We start from the raw sequence: 24,243 nt of genomic DNA, 5'->3' as shown, positions 1-24,243 counted from the left end.
CCCGGATCTTAATATAACCACCCGAAGTCCGTTATATGAAACTGGACAAGGGCAGGGCCGATGTCTAAACTAAAAACATACAAAAGGATACATAATAAGAAGGAGCGCGGGTCCAAACATGTTGCAGAAATTCGGTTTTACGCAATACGAAAGTCAGGTGTACGAGGCGATCTTCGCTCAACAGGAACCACTCGATGCATCATCCATCGTCAATCACTCCAATGTGCCCAAAGCCAAAATTTACGAAGTATTAAACCGGCTTATCGATAAAGGAATTGTATTGACCACCATGCATGGCAAGAAAAAATTGTATACAGCCGTGGATCTCCAGTCCGTTATTTTGAAGATCAAAGCGGATTTTGAGAAGGATATCGAGGAATTGAACGCTTATAAAATCAAACGAACGTTTACGGATGAGCATATTTGGACACTGAAGGATGAAACATCGATTGGTTCCAATATTGAGCAGCTTATGGCAGAGGCCGATACATCCATTCTGTTTCTGGCCTGGAATGAGAAGATGGAGAACTACCGTACGCTCTTGGAACAAAAAGAACAGCAAGGAGTGCATGTTGAGGTATTGTCGGTGGGAGGATTAGAGACAACCTTAACTAACAAGTACGCTTTAATTCCCATGCTGGACAAGCTGGAACCATTGCAGCTGCTGATTGTAGACCATGCCTATCTGCTCTTCGCAGGCATTGAAAATGATTCCTGGAAAGCGATTAAGACCATGTCCAAGCCGATTGTCAAAGCGATGACGGATTATTTTTATCATGATATTGCCCTCACTCAAATCACCAAAAAATATGGAGATCAACTGCTGCAGGACGAAGAAATATCCAAGCTGCTGGCCCGGTTGATTTATTAGAAAGCTATTCTTTTATGGAATAGTTTTTTTTATTGAATTTTTACTCTTATTAGGTTACTATCGTAGTTGTAACTTTTGAGGAGGATTCATGAAATGAATAAAAAAGTGTATTTGCTTGCGATTGCGGCTTTTGTGGTTGGAACCGTGGAACTTATTTTGGGCGGTATTCTCGATCTGATTGCTGCAGATCTTCATTTGACTCTGGCGAAAGCCGGTTATTTAATATCCATCTTTTCGTTGGTATATGCCATATCTGCACCGATTCTGTTAAACGTAACGGCCAGATTTGAACGTAAAAAGGTATACATGTACACCCTGCTGATCTTCCTGGTCAGCAATCTCATTTCCGCTTTCAGTGCCAACTTTTATATGCTGATGGCAGGCAGGGCACTCGGGGCTGCGACAGGCTCGCTCATTTTTGTATTGTCCCTGACACTTGCTGCTCGCATTGTGGAGCCGCAGTACAAAGGACGTGCGGTTGGGATCATTACGATGGGTGGGAGTGCATCACTCATTCTCGGAGTGCCGCTCGGAATATTCGTGGGTAATCTGGCTGGATGGCGTGAAGTCTTTATTTTTATTGCCATATTGACTGCAATTGTCATGGTAGCCATTGGTCTTGTCATGCAGCGGGTTCAGTCGGTGCCTGTCGTCTCTTTGAAGCGTCAGTTTGCTGCACTGTGGAATCCGAGGATGCTGGCGATTCATGCGACAACTTTATTGGTTCTGGCGGGTCATTTGACGTTATATGCGTATTTCACACCATTTCTCCAGGAAACGATCGGCGCAAGTTCGACTATGGTTACCTTTATCTACATGATGTTTGGCATCGCGGCTGTTGCCGGTGGGGGACTTGGGGGCGTATTATCGGACCGCCTGCATCCGGCAAAAGCCATCGTCATTGTGTTAATTCCTTTTATTGTGAGCATGGCTGTTATCCCATTCAGTGTTGAACTGCCTTTAATTGCATTCCTCATCCTGCTGAGCATCTGGAGTGCCTTGAGCTGGACGGTTACGCCAGTGCAGAATAGTCTGATTATCAAAACATCTCCAGAAGCAGCGGAATCACTGATCAGCACCAATTCAGGAATTGCCCACGCAGGGATTGCCCTCGGCACGTATGTTGGCGGGATGGTGATAGATCATTCCACCATTCTGTATAACGGCTGGGTAGGTTCGATTCTAATTCTTCTGGGCTTGGCCTCGGCCATATATGCGATTAGTCGCAAGGAACAATCGGTTCAGGCCACTGCATAAGAATGATACGAAAAGAGTACGCCAGTCTATTGCATCAAAGTAGACGGTGTGCTCTTTTTGTAATTCGTAAACCTGAAATAACGAAGAATGAGTGTCGTGTTAATGATTTGTTTTTATAGCAGCCGTTTTTAATCACTTTCAAGATATTGTATAGTGGTTACATTGACGTTCGAAATTTGGAGGCTGGAACGCTTATGAAAATAGCAAACGCTAATTTGATGAAAGAGATTAATATAAACAACGTGCGCCAAGTCATGAAACAGGTGGAGACAGCGACCAAGCCACAACTTGCGTCCTTGACCAAATTGAGTGTAGTTACGGTGAATTCACTGGTTAAGGAATTGTGCGAGCTTGGGGAACTGTACGAGGATGAGACAATTCCCTCCAACGGGGGGAGGCCCGCGCTAACTTACCGTTACAATTATGATTTCAGCCTGGCCCTGGTGATCTATATGAATGACAAGCAAGGACAGGATGTCATTACGGCAACCGTCGTCAATTTGGAGAATACCATTTTGCTGAAAGAAGAACATACACTGCCTGAATTTGACCAAACACAATTTCTCGGAATCATTGAACCTATTCTCACTCAGCATCCTTCTATTAAAGGCATTGGTATCGGGATTCCCGGGCAAACGGTGAACGGAGAGATCACGGTAAGCAGTCATCAGCAGCTGAAGGGTTTCCGAATGGCTGAAGAGATTGAAGCAAGATTTGGACTTCCAGTCATGGTGGAAAATGACGTAAATGCTGCAGTTAGTGGTTATTGTTCTCAGCAGGAACTGGATGAGGGAAACAGTGTGATCGGAATTTACTTCCCGACCCATTATCCTCCGGGCATGGGCATTTGCCTTAATGGAAAAGTCGTTAAAGGCAAGAACGGTATGGCTGGGGAAATTAAATTTCTTCCCTTGGAAATGGACTGGTACAGTCCAATGGAGCCGGAGGTGTTTGCTGAAACGGTATATCAAATCATTCATACTGTAAATGCGATCCTCGCACCGGACAGGGTCGTTGTTTATCAAAATCAAGTAGAAGCAGAGGCGTTTATTCGGGGCTGGGAATCGTATCGGGCGGAGCAGCTCATGCCTGTTTTCCCGGAAGTGATTTTAAATGAATCATTTCAGGAGCATTTTGAAGTGGGCATGCGGTGGTTAACCTTAAAAGAGCTTGAGCCTAACATCATTCAGATTACGTGAATCGTTTGTCCCGTTTACTTACTGAAAAGGAATGGATTAATGATGCGGATGCAGATTCAATAATTATTCAAATTTGAACCATTTTTGCTTCCAAGCCATGCGTTATACTGAATGTGGAGAACGTTACATAATTCACAAACCAGGATTGGAAAGGTGAGATGGAATCTGATGAAGACAGTGATCGGCCGATTCAAAATTGCAGGGATATGCGAAGGCGTTTCCTTGCTCTTGCTTGTTCTTATTGCCATGCCTTTGAAATATTTTGCGGATATATCTTCTCCGGTGGCCATTATGGGCATGATTCACGGGATACTATTCCCTCTGTATCTTATTGCACTGGTACATTTGGCTGTTGTAAACAGGTGGAAGGCGGCACGCTGGTTCATGGGTGTCGTAGCTGGTTTGCTGCCATTTGGAACCTTTGTTTTTGAATCTTATTTGAAGAAGAGAGACTGGAATTAAACGTTAAACACATGATGAAAAAGGCGATCAGCCTACTGTAAAGCACAGTAGCAGAAGAGACGCCTTTTTTTGTTATCTGTGATTGTGGCAAATTAAATACCTTGACTTTTACGGTCACTTAGACAGGTACTTGACAGGGGTATGGTATAGTATAAAAAGTTTGGATTCATAGAATGTAGATATAAGCGGGAGGTTTAATCGTGTACCAATACAAGGATCAGGAATATGAAGCGGTGCATTTTGACGGGCACGACTTGAGATACGGGGAGCTGATGCGCTGCGTTTTCAAGCAGTGTACCTTTATGAATGCTTCCATGGAAGAGATCGAGACGAGCAATTGCCGGTTTATCGAATGCGACTTTAGAGGAGCGAGCATGAACGGTTCGTTTCATACCGAATCTGCTTTTGAGAACTGTACATTTAGCGGAGCTAACCTGTTTGTCTCCAAATTTACGTCCTGTAAAATGACCGGTTCTGATTTCTCGGGAGCACAGATGGACGGTGTTACCCTTATTCAGGGGGACTGGTCCTATACGAATTTGAGACACACGAAGCTGGGCAAACAGGATCTGCGGGGCATACGCTTCTACGAAACGGACTTCTCCGATACGGATCTTGGTAAGGCAGATCTAAGAGACTGTGACATGAGCAGAGCAACGCTAAGCAGAGCCAAACTCATAGGAGCAGATCTGCGCGGAGCAAACATGGAAGGAATCGATTTGAAATCCCTGGATGTCAAGGGCGCACGCATAGACAGGGAACAGGCCGTCTTGTTCATGCGTTCATATGGCGCAAAGGTTGATTGACACCAAATGAAATGGACACAAACCCGTATGAATCCACAGGTTTGTGTCCATTTTCATGCCATCATGAAGCCAATTCGTTATATGTAATCACTAAGAAGTTAGTTTTTGAGAATTTATCAATACGTTAAAAAGCGCTTATTTAACTGTACCCGTTTCTCGATCTGAAAGTAGGCTGAACCCATTGTCAACCGAAGAAGCGGAGGCAGAAGCGGCGAATGAAGCGAACAGACAGAGGGCAGCGAGGAATAACATGCTTTTTCTTTTCATAGATAAACCTCATTTCATATAAGATGGTTATACTTATCCAGTGTAATCCAGATTGGAGTATTTTGGAAAGTCGAAATTTATGATTCATCGAACTCCGCCTGGTAATGAAAAGTTAATCCACTCCATTGTGCATTTTATAAGTGCCGGTATTCATGGTACACTCATACTTGCTATATCATTTTGGATGGAGGCGGAGGCGCAAATGAAAGAAATACATGAGTTAACATCCATGGACATGGTTAATTCGTTTATCGAGCAGCACGAAATGAGTTTTCTATACGTCTCCAGGCAGGAATGCAGTGTGTGTCATGCCTTACTGCCCAAGATCAGAGAATTGCTCCTGCCTTATCCTTCGATTGCTCTGGGACACATCGATGCGAATCAGGTGGAAGAGGTGGCATCGAAGTTCCTCATTTTCACCGTTCCGATTATGCTTGTTCTGGTGGAGCAGAAAGAAGTTGTTCGGGCAGATCGGTTTGTTCGTCTGGATCGTTTGGCAGAACAATTGGAGCAGATTTACAGCTCATACGCATAAAAAAAGCCTAAAGCTTCAGAGTAAAAAAATTAAAGTGTTGTACTGAAAGCGGTTTTATGCTAATTTAACAATATAAAAACGTTTTTATAGTAAAGGACTAATCATTATGGCTAAGATTACGATCAAAGATGTTGCAAGGGAAGCAGGCGTTTCCATATCCACCGTTTCCAATGCTCTGAATGGTGTGGACGTGCTTAATCCGGAGACCAAGTCTCATGTGCTGAAGGTGGCTGAGCGGTTAAATTACGTTCCCAATCTGAATGGCAAGTTGTTAAAATCCGGACAAACCAAAATGCTGGGCTTCTTCACGACCAGTGTATCAGGCCCGTATTTTTACAAACTGGTTGAGTCCATGTCGCGCGAGTGTGACCGTCTCGGATATGGGCTGAATGTATTTGTCACCAAGGATAAGCAGGTCATCATGAGCAATATCATGGGGCGCCGCGTGGATGGTGTCATTATTTATGAAGAGCTGCGAATTGATGAGCAGGATATTCTGTCCATGCAAAAAGACAAGATCAAGGCAGTCTTCCTGGACCGTGTCTATCAGAGTGAAACGATGGGAAGCGTCATATTCGACTCGTATGTGGCAGCTTACGAAGCAACGAAGTACCTGATCTCACTTGGACACAAGAAGATTGCTTACATCTCCGGTGTGGATACGATGTTTGACAGCGTGCAGCGTAGGGACGGGTATCTGGCAGCTTTGCGTGAATACCAGCTTCCGGTGGATGATGATTATATCATTCAGGGTTATTTTGAGGAAGAGAGCACGTACAGTGCCATTAAGTCCTTTTTGCACCTGCATCCAGGCAGGCGTCCCGATGCATTTCTCGCGGGGAATGACCTGAGTGCGGTTGGCTGCATTCATGCATTAAAATCCGAGGGGTATGAGGTTCCTCAAGATGTAAGTGTGGTGGGTTTTGACGATATTGATATCGCTCCGTATTTTTCACCGCCGCTCACGACGGTAAGGAATCAGATTGCAAGGCAAGGAATACTGGCCATTAACCAATTGGTTGGCATGATCAAGAAGAAAGAGCAAGGTGCAGCTCAAAAATTATCGGGTGAACTAATCGTCAGAGGTTCAAGCCACGTAAAGATCGGCCGGAATGATATCGAAGCATAGTTGTGTAAGATCATTTCGGTCTTTTTTTAAATGATGGAAGCAGAATAAGGGGGTTTTTATGCACAAAAATAAAAACGTTTTTATAAGTATGGAAAGTCAGAGGGGAGCTATTGAACGTGAGTAAATTAGCTGTTGAGAAGGCAGCCGGGAATACGCCGATTGGGTCAGGTCCTAAACAAAAAAAGCCGCTAGGGCAGCGAGTTAGAGAGTTCGTCATCGACTATCGCAGACAGTGGGAAATTCAGTCCATGATTATACCGGGCATTATCTTTATGATCATTTTTTGTTACATTCCGATTTATGGTCTAACGATTGCATTCAAGAATTACACGGTCATTGATACGCTCGCTACCGCACCGTGGGTAGGCTTGGAGAATTTCAGAATTATCCTGTCGGATAAATATTTCTGGGACGCGGTTGTGAATACGCTGGGCATCAGTTTTCTCAAATTGGGGATCGGCTTCGTCATTCCCATTATTCTTGCAATCATGATCTACGAGCTGAACAGTGGACGCTTCAAGAAATTTGTGCAAACGGTTTCATATTTGCCGCACTTTTTGTCCTGGATCGTACTTGGCGGCATGCTCATCACCTGGTTCTCTACGACGGGGCTATTCAATCAGATCCTGCTCAGTCTGGGCTTGATCTCGCAACCGCAAAACATCCTGCTGGATGCCGGAAAGTACTGGTGGATTGCTACGTTATCGGATATATGGAAAGAGGCTGGCTGGGGGACCATCTTGTATCTGGCCATCATGTCGAAGATTGACCCCACGTACTATGAAGCTGCCAAAATTGATGGTGCTAGTAGGCTTAGACAGATCTGGAACATCACGCTTCCGAACATGAGATCCATCATTAGCTTGAATCTGATTTTAACGGTAAGCGGTTTACTTGGCTCCAACCTGGATCAGACACTGGTTCTGATGAACTCGCAAAACCGTGAAAAAGCAGAAGTCATCAACTCTTATGTATATCGTATGGGGATGTCTCAGGGTGACTTTTCGTATGCGACAGCGGTTGGACTCGGTGTCTCGATTGTGTCCGTCATTTTGCTGGTTACCGCAAACAAGATCACGAGCAAGCTGAACGATAATCAATCTGTGCTGTAGAAGGAGGCGTAACACGTGAATGGAAAGGTGGCAAAAGAAGATCTCGATAGCCGGATCTTTGATACGCTGAATATTATTTTGCTGGTCATATGTACCATTGTTATTGTGGTCCCGCTCTGGAATGTGGTCATCTCTTCCTTTAGTTCCGGCAAGGCGCTGGCGGAAGGCGGGTTCATCTTCTGGTCGCCGGAGTTCTCGCTGGAGAACTACCGCGCTGTATTTAATGATTCGAGTATTTGGCAAGCCTTCTTCATCTCGGTTTCCAAAACGACAATTGGAGTGGTTACTCACGTATTTTTCTGTGCCATGGTGGGTTACGGCCTGAGCAAAAAATACATACGGGGCCGGAAGCTATATGTTGCCATGGGTGTTATCACGATGTTCTTCTCGGGCGGGATGATTCCAACATACCTATTGATCAAATCACTCGGCCTGCTCAACAGCTTCTGGGTATATATCATTCCGGCGCTGTTCAGCTTCTATGATGTCGTCATTCTGATGAACTTCTTCCGGAACGTCCCGGATTCTCTGGAGGAGTCAGCCAAAATCGATGGCGCTGGAGACTGGCATATCTTCCTCAAAATCTTCATCCCGCTCTCCATGCCGGCCATGGCTACCATTGCGCTGTTCAATGGAGTGGGGCAATGGAATGACTTCATGACGACCAAGTTGTACATTACGGATCAGTCATTATATCCACTGCAGATGATGTTATATGAAATTATTGTGCAATCCCAGACGCAATCCATGCAAAATATCGGAGGCTCTGCGGTCATTGAAACAACGACCAAAGGTGTGCAGCTCGCCACGATCGTCATTACCACTTTGCCAATCGTGCTGATCTATCCCATCCTTCAGAGATATTTTATATCAGGAATGATGCTGGGGGCTGTCAAAGAGTAGTGCCAATTCAAGTTGGATCTATAAAGGTTTTTGAATGCTTGTTCAAGTATGTACCACATTCTGAGGAGGAATCCCTATGTTGAACATGAAGAAGGCCATCGGTCAAACGGGTGTTAAACTGAGTGCTGCCCTGCTGACAGCAGTATTATTGGTTACAGGATGCGGAGGAGGAGCAGGTGGCTCCGGTGAGGGGAACTGGATTTCCATTGAAGACCGATACACGGTTGATCCGGAGACTCCTGCATGGCAGCTGGACAAAAAAGAAGAGGTAACGGATCTAACCTGGTACGTTAACGCGGACTGGTGGAATACCGATTTTGGCAAAGACATCGTCACGAAGAAAATCAAAGAGGACCTGAACATCAACATCAAATTCATTACAGGGGATGACACGAAACTAAATACCTTTTTTGCCGGTGGTGAGATGCCAGACCTGCTCACTGTATTCGACTCGAACTCTCCTGTCGTGCAAAAGGCAGCAACCTGGGCTCTGCCGCTGAATGATCTGGCTGAGAAATATGATCCGTATTTCAACAAGGTAGCTGCGGCAGATACCCTTAACTGGTTCCAGCTGTCTGATGGCAAGACCTACGGATATCCGAACTATTCCAATACACAAGCCGATTATGATAGCGGTAACATTCCGGCCAAAACTGCATTTATCATCCGCAAGGATGTCTATGAGGCACTGGGAAGTCCAGTTATTGGAACACCGGAAGAATTCCAGAGCGTAATGAAGCAGATCAAAGAAAAGTTTCCAACGTTGATCCCATTCGGATTTAACGCCATTGGAGAGGGTACAGGTTCGCTCGGAGATACGCTGCAGGATTTCATCGGTGTACCTCTGGAGAGCGAGAACGGCGAATTCTACGATCGTAATCTGGATGAAGACTATCTCGCTTGGTTGAAAACACTGAACACCGTATACAGAGATGGCAATATAAGTGATGACAGTTTTGCAGATGACGGTACGGCGTTCGAGGAAAAAGTGAAATCGGGAAAATATGCAACGATGCTGCTGGACGGCACACCACAGCAAGGAGGCAATCTTCAAATTTATATGAGTGCTAACCCTGGCAAGGAGTATATTGCAATTGACGGTCCACAGAGTACCAAAGGCCATGCTCCAACGTTGAATCAATCCGGCATAACGGGCTGGATGATCAACTTTATTTCCAAGGACAGCAAGGATCCGGCCAAAGCCATTCAGATCTTCACGTATCTGCTCAGTGAGGAGGGGCAGACGCTGATGAACTACGGTATCGAAGGCGAAACTTTCCAAACCCAACCGGACGGTACGGTTGAATTGCTGCCAGCCGTGAAGGATCTGCAGCTCAACAATGCAGATAAGTTCAAAAAGGATTATCGCATGGGTGAATTCATGTTCTTCGGTCACGATCGTCATAAAGCGTTAAGTGCGGATGCTTTTCCTGAGTCGATTAAACAAATGCAGGAATGGGGCAAAGGCAAGCTGAAACCTCATTTTATTCTGGAGAATATCAATCCGGATCAAGGAACACAGGAAGCACGTGCCTTGTCTGCCATCAACACCAAATGGAATTCGACACTGGTAAGTATGGTTCGAGCGAAGGATGATGCTGCATTTGATGGTGCACTTGCCGCTTACAAGTCATTCTTGGATGAAAATCGCTGGGACGAGATCGTGAAGGTCCGCAGTGAGAAGATGAAACAGAACAAAGAGAAATTAGGCATCCAATAAAAGAAACCCGGAGGGAATTAGATGAGCGAATTTACGATCTATCGATCAACAGGAGAACATGAACTATTTAAGCCTGTATCAGAGGAACAATTGAAATCGCTTCAATCGGACCGGGAGCCAATTGAGGTCAAGCTGGATGATCAGCATACTTTTCAGGAGATGGATGGTTTCGGAGCTTCATTTACCGATTCGTCAGCGTATCTGATTCATCAGATACTGAGTGAAGAACAGAGGGAAGAGCTAATGATCAGGCTATTTCACCCGCGGGATGGCATCGGCTTGTCGGTCATTCGAAATCCAATGGGCGCATCCGATTATGCCAGAACGGTATACAGCTATAATGATCTGCCTGAAGGGGACACTGATCTGTCTCTCGCCCGTTTCAGTATTGCGCATGATGAGGAGGATGTAATCCCCTTAACCCGGAAAGCGCTCGAATTAAATCCGGATCTGAAGCTTTTTCTTTCGCCCTGGAGTGCTCCGGGTTGGATGAAAACAAGCGGGTCCATGATTACGGGACAACTGAAGCATGAGTATTATCCGGTGTACGCCGAATATTTTGCCCAAACTATCAAAGCATACGCGAAACATGGACTGCCAGTCCATGCAGTGACACCGCAGAATGAGGCATTGTATGAACCGGGCCATTATCCAGGCATGCTGATGCCTGTGGAAGCACAGGCGGATTTTATCAAGAATCATCTGAAACCTGCCTTTGTCAGCCAAGGTATTCAGACCAAGATTCTCTGCTATGATCACAACTGGGATGAACCGGGTTATCCACTTACTGTGCTGGAACAAGCGGGAGAGGATGTGGATGGCGTGGCTTGGCACTGGTATGGGGGCGAAGCATCGGCACAAACAAAGGTGTATCAAGCATTCAGCGGAAAGGAAGTACATTTTACAGAAGGATCAGGAGGAGATTGGATTCCTCCCTTTGAGCAGGCTTTTTCCAATGTCATGCGAACAGGAATTCAGATTCTTCGGAACTACAGCAAGTCTATGGTGCTCTGGAATATGGCACTTGATGAGAACAACGGGCCAACGGTGCCTGGGTTTGGTCGCAGTACTTGTCGCGGCATCGTGCAGGTAAATCAGCAAACGGGTGAGCTTATGTATACACTCGATTACTATGCACTGGCTCATTTTAGCGCATTCATTCGCCCAAAGGCCGTTCGTATTGAATCTACTTCCAGTCATGCCTCCATATCCAACGTGGCCTTCAACAACAGGGACGGTTCCATTGCCGTAGTTCTATTCAATGATGGGGAAGAGTCTGGTAATATCCGGCTGAAGCTTCGTGATGAGGAACTGTTAAGCATATCCATGGAATCCAAAAGTGCACTGACCATTTTGATTCCCAGTCGATAATTCGTATTCAAAAAAAGCCGATCCGCAGTGTGAATCATCCCTGCAGATCGGCTTTTGCACGCTTTGCATGAATTACAACATCTGAATTACAACATCTGAATAGCAAGATTGGGTGTTCCTCCGCTATCGTCGATAAACAACACATATTGGTTACCGCTCGTTCCTGTCAGAACAAGGCCCGGTTGGTTCAAGACACCTGGATTGTAGTATAACAACTGCTGCACTGCTGGCAAGACAGCAGGAAGCGTTGGCTGATTAAGCGCCATGATCTGGGTGGCGGCTTTTACACTGTCCCCTGCATCGATAACTCCGCCGACTCCGAGATTGCTTGTAAGTGAACCACTGCCGTTAATTTGAAGATGGCCGGCAATGGTCTGGTTTCCGTTCACTTGCAGGTCAAGGTCGATCGTTTCATTACCATTCACATGCAGATCCTGATTAATGGTCTGGTTTCCCGTAACGAGGACGCTATCAAATGTTGGCAAACATATCAACTCCTATCTGGTCTTGATATATTCTATGAGGACAAGAACCGGATGGACACGGGGTTCTGGCACATTTATGAGGAGATTTCCCAATCACTCCTGGTTGAATACCTAAAAATACGACTCTAGAAACCTAGCCAGTCTTCCGTGCATATTGTAGGCAGTGAGCGTCAATCCGCTTGAGACGGGAGGGATCGGTCATCACTAAAAAGAAACGGCTGCAAGTCAAATCTCAAAAAAACAAGCTGATTGCAGAGCAACCCAACCGAATGTTGGTAAGACAGTTGAATGCCACTTTGAATCGGAAACTGAAGTCAATTCAGCATCATCTGACCGCCCAACAGGCGGATCTGCAGCAGTATTTAATGAAAACTCTACAGGATGTCATTCATCCACCCAAGGAAGTTCCTCAGGATGTCGTCTACAAACAATTGAATGTTCTCTTCATTACGCCTTGTAATGATCGAGCATCCTCTTCCATTTCCATTCTCGTGGAACAGAGTTTGAGGCATCTGGTGAAAAGTATATATGAAATTAAGGCGATTCAGCCTGTTGGACCTTATTTGGAACGTTCCAAAACGGACTTGGTTCTCGTACTGGGCGGGGAAGAGGGAGAGATTCTGCCAGAGGAGAGCATGGAAGCCTTAAGGACTTCAACGGTCAAAAAGGCTTTATGGTTAACCGACCTATCCGGTGTGAAGCATTCGGAAGCATTTATTTCCATATTTGACTATGTGTTTACACAGAAAGCGAAGAACATTCCAACCTATGGACGCATGAGTAATGCACGATGTTATGAGGTTCCTTTTCCGCCAAATCCTAACGTATATTACCCGCAGTCTGTACTCAAGCAAGATGAGTCGGATGTCTATATCATTGGAGATGCTCAGCCGGGCAGCAGCCTTGTTGATTTGGCGAATCATGCGTTGTTATCCGGTAAAGTGGTTCGAGTGGAGGGGGAAGGGTGGGAGCGATTCGGTTCGTTTATTCCCGTGCATGCTCAGGAGGATCGGGCTGCGTTATACAATGGCAGCAAAATGGTTATTCAGGACAACTCTTCGGTTAGAAGCGTGTTGGAGGTAGCCGCTTGCGGCACGTTTCAGCTAAATTCGATATTGACCAATAGGAATCTGGATACGGACGTGTTCCAAAGCTATAACTCGCAGGAGGAGCTTACCCAGAAGTTTGACTTCTACTGGAACCGGGTGGATCAGCGAAGACTGGCGGCTTCCAGGGCAATGGCTTATGTCAAATACAATCATTCCTATCTTCAGAGTAGCCTGCAGCTTCTGGACCGAATCTTCCGATAAATCCGGCTGACGTATGGAGGAATCCCGATTGAAACTTATTGCGTTGCATTTACCTCAATTTCATCGTATTGCCGAGAATGACAGGTGGTGGGGAGAAGGTTTCACCGAATGGACCAATGTGAAAAAGTCCATTCCCTTATACTCAGGGCATGTTCAGCCAAGGAAACCATTACAAGAGAATTACTATGATCTGACCGACCCTGCAGTGCGCAAATGGCAGGCAGATACAGCTAGGAATCACGGGATATACGGATTTTGTTACTATCACTATTGGTTTAAGGGCAAGCGTCTGCTCGAAAAGCCGTTTGATGAGATTATACAAACCGGAGAACCTGATTTTCCATTTTGCCTGTCGTGGGCAAATGAAACCTGGACACGTAAATGGGATGGTCAGGAATCGGACGTTCTCATTTCACAGGACTATGGGGACGAGAACGACTGGAAGGAACATTTCGAATATTTGGTGAGGGCATTTAAAGACAAACGGTATATCCGGGTGGACGGCAAGCCCATGTTCCTTATTTATCGGCCTGCCAGCATCCCCCGTTGTGAGGATATGATTCGGTACTGGCGCAAGCTCGCAGTGAAGCACGGGCTTGAGGGTATTCATTTTGTTGAAACGATAGGCGGTTTCCCGACTTACAACAGTCAGGTGTTTGACGCAAGCATGGAATTTGAGCCGCATTATACCTTTGCCCATGGTCACACAAACGAAATTTGGATCGAGCTGAATATCGGCAGTCACAAGCATATTGTGGTGAACTACGATAAAGTATGGTCTGCCATTCTGGAAAGATCACCGCATCGAAACGGAGAGATCATCTACCCTGGTGCTTTTGTAAATTGGGATAATACACCTCGTCGGGGCATGGACGGGCAGAGTACCATCGGCTCGACTCCGGAGAAATTTGGGGTATATCTGTCAAGGCAGCTGGAACGGAGCCGTCATGGGTACAAGAGTGAATTCCTGTTCGTCAATGCCTGGAACGAGTGGGCGGAAGGGGCATACCTTGAACCGGATGAAGTGTACGGATATGCCTATTTGAAAGAAATCAAGAAACTCATCCAATCAAGGAGTCATTGAAATTCATACCACGCTGTTGTAACTCACGGGGTTCCTTCGTCAGGGAACTCCTTTTGATGTTCTGGAACAGGGATACATAACCAGTATTATGTTACCAATCGTGTCGTTTGTTTGCGGAATTCAGTCGGGGTTAACCCGGTATGCTTCTTGAACAGCCTCGAAAAATAATACAAATCCCGAAATCCGAGATATTCAGCAATCATGGTAATGGTGTTCGGCGTACAGCTGAGCAGCTCCTTGGCTTTGTCCACCTTTTTGCCCGTAATGTAGTGAATGGGCGGTATGCCAACCTGCTGCTTGAAGAAGCGAATGAAATAGTTGGGATGCATATAAGCGATCTGCGCCAGATCCTGAACGGTAATATTTTCTTCAATATGGGCATCGATATAGGCAAGTATGGCAGACATTTTCTCCATGACGGGTATATTCAGATACGTGATCTGTTCCAGATCCAGATTCATCAGATAGTGGGATATCAGCTCCATCAGTTTGCTTTTGGCCATCATGTGAGCATATACCTCACCGGATCTCGCATACAGAAGAATTTGATTGAAGATTTCATTGACCAATTCAGGGCGTTCTATGGTGCAAAAGTGAGGGAACTTCATAATTTGAAATAAATTAATTCCTCCGACCTTAGCGCTGAAATGACACCAATACTTCAGAAAAGGCTGATCGCTAATGACTGAATAAGATTGAGTGACCCCCTCTGGCATCAAAAAAAGCTGTCCAGGTACAGGATAATACTCCTGATCCCCAATCTTTAACCATCCTTCTCCTTCGCTAATCCAATAAAATTTGCTGTAGTCGGGGGTGTAATCCAGATCACGCCAGTCGCTATCGCACCGATTATAGTTGACCATGTATAATTCCACCTGCAGGTTGGACAGGTAGTTCGTAAGCAGCGTCTGATGATTCATGAGCGTATCTCCTTACAAGGTTATTATTGTGCATCCAAAAGTTAATGTTCTGCATGTCTATCCCTTCAACCTACCGCTACAATACAAGGGAACAGGATAACGAAAGGGATGAGAATAGACGATGGAGCATACCGAATATTTGCAAAAGATTGAAGCCACCATTGCTGAAGGGCGATTCAAGGATGACTGGAAGTCACTCCGTGCGTATCAGGTCCCGGATTGGTACAGGAATGCCAAGTTCGGCATTTTCATTCACTGGGGACTGTATTCCATTCCGGCTTATGATAGTGAGTGGTACTCACGTAATATGTATATCCAGGGTTCCCAAGCCCATGAACACCATCTTGAAGTATATGGGCACCCGAAGGATTTTGGATATAAGGATTTCATTCCCATGTTCCGTGCGGAAAAGTTCGATGCTGACGAATGGGCCACACTATTCAAAAAGGCTGGAGCCAGATACGTGATGCCTGTCGCTGAGCACCATGACGGATTTCAAATGTATAAAAGCTCCATTTCCCACTATAACACAGTTGAAATGGGACCCAAACGCGATCTTCTGGGGGAGATGAAGACCGCTTATGAGAAGCAAGACCTTACATTGTGCGTCTCCTCGCACCGGGCAGAGCACTGGTTCTTCATGTCCCACGGGAAGGAATTTGAATCGGATATCCAGGAGCCCCTTAGTCGCGGAGATTTTTACTGGCCTGCCATGCCTGAGCCGGACCATCATGATCTGTATGGCTCACCTCCTTCCAAGGAATTTCTGGAAGACTGGCTGGTTCGCTGCTGTGAGCTGGTTGATCAATATCAGCCGCGAGTCTTTTATTTTGATTGGTGGATTCAGAATGCAGCCTTCAAGCCCTATCTGAAAAAATTCAGCGCGTATTACTATAACAAAGGAGAAGAGTGGGGAATTCCTGTAGTCATTAACTACAAACATGATGCGTTTGTGTTGGGCTGTGCCGTTCCCGACGTGGAACGAGGGCAGTTTGCCGACCTTAAGCCCTACTACTGGCAAACCGATACGGCCGTCGCCAAAAACTCCTGGTGCTACACGGAAAATAATAACTACAAAACAGCGAATGAAATCATCAGGGATCTGGTCGACATTGTGAGCAAAAACGGCAATCTGCTTCTCAATGTTGGACCCAAAGCGGATGGCAGCATACCGGAGGAAGACCGGGATATTCTGTTAGCCATAGGTGAGTGGCTCGGCGTGAACGGAGAGGCGATCTATGATACTTCCTTCTGGCGTACTTACGGCGAAGGTCCGACAGAAGTGAAGGAAGGCCAATTCACAGACGGAGATACCAAGATGTTTACCAGTGAAGATATTCGTTTTACAGTAAAAGACAGCAGTCTCTACGCCACGGTTCTTGTCTATCCGGACAACGGAGAGGTTCGTATTCGATCCTTAAAAGAGAATTCACATCACTTCCAAGGAATAATCAAAAGCATTGAGATTTTGGGATTTGATGAACGCCCTCAATGGGTAAGAACAGCAGATGCGCTGACGATCACAACAACAAATGTGAAGAGTGAATCGCCTGTCGTATTCAAGATTGAAATGGACTAAGTGAAGGATGGAGCCGGCAGCATTGTCGGTTCTTTTTGTTATTCATGGTTGTGTCGAGGGTGTGCTATGCATTTCAGTTGTCTCTTACACAGAAAGTCTTAGTCATAAAGACATGATTTCAATCTATGGCGACACCAATGGTGCGCAATTATGAAAAAACGATTTCAAGTTAAGAGAGACATCAGACATATAAAAGCATTAAAAAGTCTTATTTTCTATATTTTTCTAGAAAAGTGCTTGTACATATCAAATGGTGGCGATATACTATTCCATAAAAATCCAGTTAAATTGCAATTTGGTTATTACATGTAATTTTAAAGAGATTCCTACATCACTCGCACAAATCGCAAATGAACGTTTCATTCACTCCCTGGCAAGCTTTCTGCTAACGCACGTGATTACCCTCCTATATGAATGCTTATCAACATTCACTCTCATGTTTGGGCCTATCATTCTTCCATTTCTAAACTTCCAAGACTTACAATCTGCTGCTACCGTTTCATATCGCCTGTGTAACAAGACCTTTAAAGGAGGTGAGGCTCTATGTAATGATTCGGGCGTCTATTGGTGTCCGCAAAAGGCTGTAATTCCATTTTGATTTTAATTGAGAAGGGCTTAAGCATCAGAATAATCCAAAAACCGGGTAAAAGGAGTGGAAAAGTTTGATTAAGAGTAATCGGTTACGCAAGCCCATCTCCATGGGCCTCTCGCTTCTCCTTGCATTTTCGATTGTACATCCGGTTTCAGCTGAAAACTCCACATCACAAAAAATCGACATGAAATCAAGCCTGGCCAAGGTTTCGACATCCAAAGTCAACGCGAAATTGACCAAACAGTTTGAGGATAGCGACTATGTCACCTATCTCGTGAAAATGAAGGAGCAGGTGGACACGTCAGCGGTCTCGAAACAGGCCATGGAAAAGGCGACGATCGAGAAACAGACGGCTTCAGCGACCAAGCTGTCCGTACGCAATTCGGTTGTCAGCTCTCTCCGGGAAACGGCTTCGCGGACGCAGTACACGCTCGAAAGCTATCTCGAGAAAGAAATTGACAAAGGAAATGTCAAAGAATATAAAAGCTATTTTATCGTCAATTCACTCGCCGTAACGAGTACCAAGGAAGTCATGGAACAGATTGCTCTGCTGCCTGAGGTAGAGAAAGTTCTCCCTAACGAAACGCGTTACTTGCAAAAAGCTGAGGTGAACAAAGAAAAGGCAAGTGCGGCTCCGACTGCAGATCCTGCAAAAACACCGGTCAAGGAAGATGCAGCAACTTCCAAGGAATCGGCAGCTGCAACAAAGGATAATCTGGCAACAGAAAATGTCGAATGGAATATCGATTATATCAATGCACCCGCAGTTTGGGAGAGAGGAATCGATGGAACAGGCATCGTCGTTGCCAACTTGGATAGTGGGGTTGATTACAATCATCCAGCTCTTCGCAGCAAATGGAGAGGATTCGATGCATCTGGTAATATCGTTGATCCAGAGCTTAGCTGGTATGATCCACATAGTAACGCTTCCCTGCCTGCGGATGAAGACGGGCACGGTACACATACGATGGGTACGATGGTGGGTTCGGAGGAAGATGGAAGCAATCAGATCGGGGTGGCTCCAGGTGCCAAATGGATCGGTGTGCGGATATTCAATCCGGAAACCACTGATGCCATTATCCTGGACGGCGGGCAATGGCTGATCGCTCCAGTGGATGCCGAAGGCAACCTGCATCCTGAGCTCGCCCCGGATGTTGTCAACAATTCCTGGGGTGGTGGTGCAGGACTGGACGAGTGGTTCCGGCCAATGGTACAAGCCTGGCGGGATGCACAGATTTTCCCTGAGTTTTCGGCAGGTAATGTGAGATTAACGAATCCAGGTGGCCCTGGCTCCGTTGCGAATCCAGCGAATTATCCGGAAAGCTTCGCCACAGGAGCAACAGATATTAACGGAAACCTGGCCTCATTCTCACTTCAGGGTCCATCTCCATATGATGAGATCAAGCCTGAAGTCTCGGCACCAGGAGTCAATATCCGATCGGCTGTTCCTGGCGGGGTGTACGAGGGAGGTTGGAATGGAACTTCCATGGCGGGTCCCCATACGACAGCACTTGCTGCATTACTGCTCCAGGCCAATCATTCCCTGAGCGTAGATCAGCTGGAACAGATCATTATGGATACAGCAACACCGCGTACGGACAGTCAATTTCCGACTTCGCCCAACAACGGTTACGGGCATGGCATTATCAATGCCTTGGACGCTGTGGGTTCCGTGCTTGAAGGAATAGGAACCGTATCCGGACGAGTGGTAACGGCAGGAGATGATCTGGAAGAACCGGTACTCCAGCATACACCTGTGAATTCAGCTTTTACCGGACTCGACATTCCGCTGACGGCTCATGTAACAGATAATGTGGGAGTGGTCTCTGTAGAGGCTTTTGCCAAAACAACAGGAACAAGCCAGTATGTCTATCTGCCGATGAATCGCATAGCAGGGGACAGCAAGGATGGAACCTATTCCACTTCCATTCCGGCATTCCTGATTGAACCTGCAGGCGTGGAATATTATATCCGGGTTAACGATTACGGCAACAACGGATTTGACAGCCAGGTGTACAAAGTGGCTGTATCCAATGGAGTCCAGCCTGGATATGTTCAGGATTTCGAAGAAGATCAGTTGGGCTTCACAACAGGCGGTACAGGAAGCACATGGGTTTGGGGTGCGCCAACCAGCGGACCTGGCAGTGCAGCCTCCGGCGAGAAGGTCATTGCGACCAACCTGGAAGGTACGTACGCAGCAAACAGCAACGCCTATCTGCTCGCTCCACCTATTGATCTAACCGAAAGTCCTGAAGGGGCATTACTCTCGTTCAAACACTGGTTTGATCTGGAGAGCAATATTGACTTCGGTAAGGTATACATCGCGACGGAAGACAGTGACTATGTATTTGAAGAACTGTTAAGCTTTACGGGCACAGGCGGTGATTGGAAAACCCAGTATGTGGACCTGCGTGAATATGCAGGACAACAGGTGTTCATCCAGTTTAATCTGACCAGTGACAACACTGTACAGAAGGCAGGCTGGTATATCGATGACTTCTCTGTACAAGCACCAGATGATATCGCCCCGGGTGCACCTGTAGAGCTGAGCGCTACAGCTGACGTTTTGGGTAATGTGGCGTTATCCTGGAATGGACCTGACGATGAGGATCTGGAGTCTTATGTCGTGTATCGTTCGACAACTTCGGGTGACGAATACGAGGCGATCGGAAATACAAGAGCGACAACATTTACGGATACAGCTACAGTAACGGATACAACGTACTATTACACCGTTGCGGCTCTGGATTATAGCGGCAATGAGAGTGAAAAGTCGAATGAGGTATCCATCTCGGTAGAGGTGCCGGAAGACATTTACGTCGACCAATTTGACGGTAGTGACGATAATGGCTGGACTCATTCAGGAACGAAGGATGAGTGGGAACGCGGGGTTCCAGTCAGTGGACCAGCGAGTGCCGTTTCTCCGCCAAATGTCTGGGCAACGGATCTGGACAGTACGTATGAGAATGGTTCAAACTATTCACTGGTTTCACCCGTTGTGGATTTGACGGATATCAATGATGCTACCCTGACATTCAACCACTGGTATGAAATTGAAGGCGGATATGATTTTGGCTATGTGGAAGCTTCATCTGATGGTGGTAACACATGGTCAGAGCTGGGCAAGTTCTCACATAATTCGAATGGCAAGCAATGGACACCGGTCTTTTATGATCTGAGTTCGCTGACTGGAAACGAAGTTCAATTCCGATTCCGCCTGACCTCAGATAGCAGTGTGGTCAAGAGCGGTTGGTATATTGACGATTTCCGCATCTTGAGCATTGCTCCAGAGACGGTTACACAGGATAGTTCGGTAGTGCTGAGCAGTGACAAGCCAAAACCGGAATATGACAACTCCTGGTACAAGGTTACACGAACCGATAAGGCTGAATTCAATCAATCCAAGCAGCAGCAGCCTGAGGTTGAGAAACCGGAATCAGGCACTGTTAATCCACAAAGCCTGCCTGCAAGTGCAACGGTTACGGTCATTGAAACCGGACGTTCGGTGAAAACTGATCCATCCACAGGGAAGTACAGCTTCACTCATGTGGCGGGTGATTATACATTGAAAGCGGAGGCTTATGGTTATTATCCGCGTACACAAGCAGTAACCATTACCGACGGTAGTGGTGCAAAAGCCAATTTCAATCTGGAAGCTATACCTCATGGTACGATTGAAGGTATCGTTACCGACGAGCGGACAGGCGAACCGGTGGCCGATGCTTCCGTTCTGGTACTGGAAGATGCCCAGGTAGGCGAGGTTCGTACCGGGTCGGACGGCAGTTTCGTACTGGATGTGCTGGAAGGAAGTTATACCGTCTCCGTCAGAGCTGCAGATTATTACAGTAAAACCGTTAATGTGACGGTACCAGGGAATGGTGCTGCGGATGCAAGTGTGGCATTGAAGCCGTTTATTGGTTTCCCTGGAGAGATCGCATATGATGACGGTACAGCGGAGAATGCAAGAGCATTTGTAGCCGCAGATAATGCCTGGGCGGTCCGGATGACACCTGAGCAAGCAACCGCGCAAGTAACAGGCGCATCGTTCCGGTTCTGGAACTCAGAGTGGCCTGTGCCTGGTGGAACCGCATTCCAATATGCTGTCTATGATGCTTCCGGAGCGAATGGAGCACCGGGGCGTTTGCTGGCAGGACCGTTTGAGGGAACAGCACTGCGCAACGATCAGTGGACCAGCGTTGAATTCCCAGAACCGGTCATCACAAGCGGAGATTTCTATATCGTGTATGTACAATCGGTTGCAGGAACAAGTGCTCCGGGACTCGCTACCGATGAGAACGGAACCAATGCCGGACGAAGCTGGCAGCGCGTAAGCGGCGTATGGGACACAGCCCCGGCAGAAGAAGGTAACTATATGATTCGGGCGGTGGTAAGATACCCGGTAAACGCACCAGTACTTACGGCACCAAGCAATACCTATTCCAATAAAACGACATTCACCGTATCAGGTACTTCTCCGGCGAATGGAGCTCAGATCAAAATTTACAATGGCAAAGATGTAGCAGGGACAACAACGGTAACTAACGGAACGTTCAAGTTTGACGCCAAACTTCGTTCAGGAGTCAATGCCTTTACTGCAGAGGCTATCATTGATGGTAAAGTAACGGATCGCTCACTTCCCGTTGTCATTATCCAGGATCTGACGCCGCCGCAATTAACTCTTCTTACGCCTGAGGAAGGAAGCCGAACCAACGCTGAAGTGGTGCATGTTACAGGCAGCGCAGTGGATCAATTCCTCAACAAGGTTACTGTAAACGGCGAGACAGTCAAGTTGGAGAGAGACCGAAGCTTCAGTCATCGTATTCTCGTCAATGAAGGCGAAAACACGGTTACAGTCATTGCGACGGACGTCGCGGGCAATAAAACAACGGTAACCCGTAAAGTCTACGTGGAAACAACGCTGCCGGAGTTGACCAATATTGCACCTGCCGAAGATGTGCGAATTGCGTCCGGAGAAACCGTAACGGTCTCCTTCGACAGTGCTCCAGGTCTGCAGGCTTCATTCCGAATCCAGCTGCCGCTGAATCTGAATGCGGAAGGCGGATCGGAAATTCCACTGGTGGAGACAGAGCCCGGTCATTATTCGGGCACATATACTACACCTTCCTCGTTAGTCCTTGAGGGTGGAGTCATTGTTATTCGCGTTCAGGATGCAGCGGGCAACAAAATCGAGACCGAAGCACCAGGCCGGTTATACGTAACTGCCGGGGAAGAGAACACTCCGGAACCTGAACCAGCACCAGAATCAGAACCAGAATCAGAACCAGAGTCACCGGCCGAAGCTAATTTGCTTCCTTAAATCTCGAATAATATCATGAGTCAAAATCTGTTATTTGATCAAGACCAGGTGCCGTGCATATGCATGAGCACCTGGTTTTTAAATTTCCATGGCAAGTCTTGTAATCCAAACATTACGGATTCTAACACGCAATATCGTGGAGAGACTGCCTTCCTGTTTTGTTGGGATCGGAATGTCGATTCCTAATAGTATGTCGTAATTTTATATATTTGTTGTCGCTTGTTTCTATTAAAATGAAACGAAGTCTGTGATAACTTATATTTAAATGTCAGGATATTATATACTAGGAGGTAAGACATCGTGACCATTCGAATTGGTAAAATAAGCTTGTGGCATGTGCATGCATGGGATTATATCAAGCAAGTCCAGGAACATGAGGACACTGAAATTGCAGCCGTATGGGATGACAATGTTCAGCGCGGGCAGGAAGCTGCCGAACGACTGAATGTACCCTACTTTTCATCTCTTGAAGAGATGCTGGCACAGAAAGATATCGACGCCGTGATTGTGGATGCACCTACTCGTGACCACCAGGACGTTATCACCGCTGCTGCAAGAGCAGGTAAACATATTTTTACCGAAAAAGTCATTGCTTCAACGGTAAAAGAAGTGAATGCCATCCTGGCTGAAGTCCGTGAGCAGGGAGTCAAGATGACCGTATCCTTACCTCGCTTAAATGATGGATATACGCTAACCATTCAGGATGTGCTCCAGCAAGGTTTGTTGGGGAAAGTAACTTATGTCCGGGTTCGCCTGTCTCATAACGGAGCGATTGCCGACTGGCTGCCACAGCATTTTTATAACTTGGAGGAATGTCAGGGAGGTGCTATGATTGATCTGGGATGCCATCCAATGTATCTAACCAGACTCTTTCTGGGCCAGGAAGTGACAGGCGTGAGTGCCAATTTCGGATATGTCACTGGCAAAGAGGTAGAAGATAATGCCGTTGCAACCCTATTTACGGATTCTGGAGCGATCGGCGTGGTTGAGGCCGGTTTCGTGAACAGTCACTCTCCATTTACCATTGAGGTTCATGGAACGGAAGGGACCTTGTTGTATGGTACACCTGACGACAGGCTGCTGATCCGGAGCAATGCGGGTACAGAGGCGATTAAGGAGTGGACTGAGCTTCCGTTGCTGGAAAAAAGAGAAAGCGCATTCAATCAGTGGGTTTCCCATATTCAGCATGATTCCTTGGCTGCTGAGAATCTGCAGATTGCCGCCGAGCTGACACGCCTGATGGAAGCTGCCAACACCTCTGCCAAGGAAGGACGCAGGATCTCCCTCAGTGATTTGCAAGGTTAGGCTGGTTGGGGAGGTACGA

At 46.5% G+C, this 24,243-nt stretch carries 19 protein-coding genes; 16 read left to right on the top strand and 3 right to left on the bottom strand.

The genetic code is table 11. The features are described from left to right. The first annotated feature begins 118 nt into the window (after positions 1-118). From ABIC22_RS26200 to ABIC22_RS26180, 5 genes are all read left to right on the top strand, one after another. Positions 119-871, top strand: coding sequence for a TrmB family transcriptional regulator (locus ABIC22_RS26200; protein ID WP_354484921.1), 753 nt, complete (start codon positions 119-121; stop codon positions 869-871). Between the two features lie 93 nt (positions 872-964). Next, positions 965-2,128, top strand: coding sequence for an MFS transporter (locus ABIC22_RS26195; RefSeq protein ID WP_354484919.1), 1,164 nt, complete (start codon positions 965-967; stop codon positions 2,126-2,128). 194 nt (positions 2,129-2,322) lie between these two features. Next, on the top strand, positions 2,323-3,327 hold the full coding sequence (locus ABIC22_RS26190; RefSeq protein ID WP_127535955.1) for an ROK family protein: 1,005 nt from the start codon (positions 2,323-2,325) through the stop codon (positions 3,325-3,327). A gap of 168 nt (positions 3,328-3,495) precedes the next feature. Continuing rightward, positions 3,496-3,789, top strand: a complete 294-nt coding sequence (locus ABIC22_RS26185; RefSeq protein WP_127535954.1) for a DUF3817 domain-containing protein — start codon at positions 3,496-3,498, stop codon at positions 3,787-3,789. A gap of 200 nt (positions 3,790-3,989) precedes the next feature. After that, the gene (locus ABIC22_RS26180; protein WP_354484916.1) at positions 3,990-4,595 is read left to right on the top strand and encodes a pentapeptide repeat-containing protein; all 606 of its coding nucleotides are present in this window, start codon (positions 3,990-3,992) and stop codon (positions 4,593-4,595) included. 135 nt (positions 4,596-4,730) lie between these two features. Here the strand turns inward: ABIC22_RS26180 and ABIC22_RS26175 are convergent, their stop codons facing one another. Next, positions 4,731-4,862 carry a hypothetical protein gene (locus tag ABIC22_RS26175; protein WP_354484914.1) on the bottom strand — a complete coding sequence of 44 codons (132 nt, stop codon included), beginning with the start codon at positions 4,860-4,862 and terminating at the stop codon, positions 4,731-4,733. 202 nt (positions 4,863-5,064) lie between these two features. On the opposite strand from ABIC22_RS26175, the gene ABIC22_RS26170 reads away from it, so the two are divergent. The 6 genes from ABIC22_RS26170 to ABIC22_RS26145 all read left to right on the top strand — a co-directional run bounded on the left by ABIC22_RS26170 (position 5,065) and on the right by ABIC22_RS26145 (position 11,632). Further along, the gene (locus tag ABIC22_RS26170) at positions 5,065-5,397 is read left to right on the top strand and encodes a thioredoxin family protein (RefSeq protein WP_127535952.1); all 333 of its coding nucleotides are present in this window, start codon (positions 5,065-5,067) and stop codon (positions 5,395-5,397) included. A 106-nt stretch (positions 5,398-5,503) separates the two neighbouring features. Continuing rightward, entirely contained in the window at positions 5,504-6,526 is a 1,023-nt protein-coding gene (locus ABIC22_RS26165; protein WP_354484912.1) for a LacI family DNA-binding transcriptional regulator, read from the top strand. Between the two features lie 116 nt (positions 6,527-6,642). Next, entirely contained in the window at positions 6,643-7,638 is a 996-nt protein-coding gene (locus ABIC22_RS26160) for an ABC transporter permease (RefSeq protein ID WP_354484910.1), read from the top strand. A 15-nt stretch (positions 7,639-7,653) separates the two neighbouring features. Next, the gene (locus ABIC22_RS26155; RefSeq protein ID WP_127535950.1) at positions 7,654-8,541 is read left to right on the top strand and encodes a carbohydrate ABC transporter permease; all 888 of its coding nucleotides are present in this window, start codon (positions 7,654-7,656) and stop codon (positions 8,539-8,541) included. 76 nt (positions 8,542-8,617) lie between these two features. Further along, entirely contained in the window at positions 8,618-10,261 is a 1,644-nt protein-coding gene (locus ABIC22_RS26150; RefSeq protein ID WP_354484908.1) for a type 2 periplasmic-binding domain-containing protein, read from the top strand. A 21-nt stretch (positions 10,262-10,282) separates the two neighbouring features. Next, entirely contained in the window at positions 10,283-11,632 is a 1,350-nt protein-coding gene (locus tag ABIC22_RS26145; RefSeq protein WP_354484906.1) for a glycoside hydrolase family 30 protein, read from the top strand. Between the two features lie 86 nt (positions 11,633-11,718). Here ABIC22_RS26145 and ABIC22_RS26140 read toward each other — a convergent pair whose 3' ends face one another. Further along, a complete protein-coding gene (locus ABIC22_RS26140; protein WP_127535948.1) occupies positions 11,719-12,117 on the bottom strand; it encodes a hypothetical protein in 399 nt (132 codons plus the stop codon). A gap of 179 nt (positions 12,118-12,296) precedes the next feature. On the opposite strand from ABIC22_RS26140, the gene ABIC22_RS26135 reads away from it, so the two are divergent. Together ABIC22_RS26135 and ABIC22_RS26130 are read left to right on the top strand one after the other, a co-directional pair. Beyond that, positions 12,297-13,427, top strand: a complete 1,131-nt coding sequence (locus ABIC22_RS26135) for a glycosyltransferase family protein (RefSeq protein WP_354484904.1) — start codon at positions 12,297-12,299, stop codon at positions 13,425-13,427. 28 nt (positions 13,428-13,455) lie between these two features. Continuing rightward, positions 13,456-14,511 carry a glycosyltransferase WbsX family protein gene (locus tag ABIC22_RS26130; RefSeq protein ID WP_127535946.1) on the top strand — a complete coding sequence of 352 codons (1,056 nt, stop codon included), beginning with the start codon at positions 13,456-13,458 and terminating at the stop codon, positions 14,509-14,511. Between the two features lie 86 nt (positions 14,512-14,597). Here ABIC22_RS26130 and ABIC22_RS26125 read toward each other — a convergent pair whose 3' ends face one another. Then, a complete protein-coding gene (locus ABIC22_RS26125; protein ID WP_354484902.1) occupies positions 14,598-15,431 on the bottom strand; it encodes an AraC family transcriptional regulator in 834 nt (277 codons plus the stop codon). 121 nt (positions 15,432-15,552) lie between these two features. Between ABIC22_RS26125 and ABIC22_RS26120 the strand changes: the two genes are divergently transcribed. The 3 genes from ABIC22_RS26120 (at position 15,553) to ABIC22_RS26110 (ending at position 24,224) form a co-directional block, all read left to right on the top strand. Beyond that, the gene (locus ABIC22_RS26120; protein ID WP_354484900.1) at positions 15,553-17,010 is read left to right on the top strand and encodes an alpha-L-fucosidase; all 1,458 of its coding nucleotides are present in this window, start codon (positions 15,553-15,555) and stop codon (positions 17,008-17,010) included. A 662-nt stretch (positions 17,011-17,672) separates the two neighbouring features. Then, positions 17,673-22,919, top strand: a complete 5,247-nt coding sequence (locus ABIC22_RS26115; RefSeq protein WP_354484898.1) for a S8 family serine peptidase — start codon at positions 17,673-17,675, stop codon at positions 22,917-22,919. 300 nt (positions 22,920-23,219) lie between these two features. Next, positions 23,220-24,224, top strand: a complete 1,005-nt coding sequence (locus tag ABIC22_RS26110; protein ID WP_354484896.1) for a Gfo/Idh/MocA family protein — start codon at positions 23,220-23,222, stop codon at positions 24,222-24,224. Positions 24,225-24,243 lie beyond the last annotated feature (19 nt).

It is taken from the genome of Paenibacillus sp. PvP094, assembly GCF_040546835.1.
GTDB classification, from domain to species: domain Bacteria; phylum Bacillota; class Bacilli; order Paenibacillales; family Paenibacillaceae; genus Paenibacillus; species Paenibacillus illinoisensis.
This window is presented reverse-complemented; position numbering and strand designations above follow the sequence as displayed.